The sequence below is a fragment of the Roseibium sp. RKSG952 genome, assembly GCF_009711355.1.
This window is the reverse complement of record NZ_SMMF01000432.1, coordinates 1-967: the sequence shown is the minus strand read 5'-3', so window position 1 is coordinate 967 and position 967 is coordinate 1. Positions and strand designations below refer to the sequence as shown.

Here is a 967-nt window from a genome sequence, read left to right as displayed (position 1 = left end):
CCCGGTCCTTCAGGGCGGGGAAGACGTTAAGGTTACTTCCAGTAACGAATTCCTTGACAAATCCCTGAATTAATGAAAAAAGAAAGGCTCACGTGCGGAAAGTACAAGCCAAGAGGTATTGACTGATGACGGTTGCGACATTGCGACGGCGATTTATCGACACCGGACGTCCCGGCACGGACGCCCGATCGCTTCGTTGTGTGTAGTCGTTCTAATCAAGACTCTCTGATATCACGCCATCGAAGGGTTTAGGGTTCCGGCTGAAGAGGTTCGGAACCCTAAACCCTTTTTGCGTTCCGCTTCCGGCGAAGACTCCGTCTCCACGAAGACTGAACTCTCGAACAAGGGGAAAATCATGCGACGACGACACGATCTCGTCCGAAGTTTCGTGCTGAGCCCTCTGGGAACCCCCTTTCCGGAAGCGCCTCCTTTTGCCCTTTGAGTCATTATAAACGATTGAAATAATTATATTTTTTTGTTATTTGCCTTTGACATTGGTTTCGATATCGATCATATTTAAATCATCGGATCGACGAGTTCGGTCCAACAAGGTCGCGTAGCTCAGCTGGATTAGAGTGTTTGCCTACGAAGCAAAAAGCCGCAGGTTCGAGTCCTGCCGCGATCACCAATTCGGACGTATCGTCCAACGCGTGGGTTGCTCAGGGTAGAGCATCGGGTTGAAGTTCCGAGTGTCGATGGTTCGATTCCATCTCCATGCATCATCTTCCTGTCGGAGGGACCTCCGACGACGCACGGGTAGCTCAGAGGTAGAGCACCGGATTGAAAATCCGGGTGTCGGTGGTTCGATTCCACCTCCGTGCACCAAGTTCGCGTCGGCCGGGTTGTCGATGCCCTGCTTCGGTAGCTCAGCGGATTAGAGCGTCGCCCTCCGAAGGCGAAGGTCGAAGGTTCGAGTCCTTCCCGAAGCGCCAACCTCATTCATCTGAACAGTGCGCTGGAAACCCCG

General features: G+C 52.7%; 4 tRNA genes. All 4 read left to right on the top strand.

The features are described from left to right. Positions 1 to 550: 550 nt before the first annotated feature. The 4 genes from E1297_RS01410 (at position 551) to E1297_RS01395 (ending at position 932) form a co-directional block, all read left to right on the top strand. Positions 551 to 628: transfer RNA gene (locus E1297_RS01410), tRNA-Arg, on the top strand. Between the two features lie 20 nt (positions 629 to 648). Then, a tRNA-Phe gene (locus tag E1297_RS01405) sits at positions 649 to 719 on the top strand. A gap of 31 nt (positions 720 to 750) precedes the next feature. Continuing rightward, positions 751 to 825: transfer RNA gene (locus E1297_RS01400), tRNA-Phe, on the top strand. 30 nt (positions 826 to 855) lie between these two features. Further along, positions 856 to 932, top strand: a tRNA-Arg gene (locus E1297_RS01395). Positions 933 to 967: the final 35 nt, after the last annotated feature.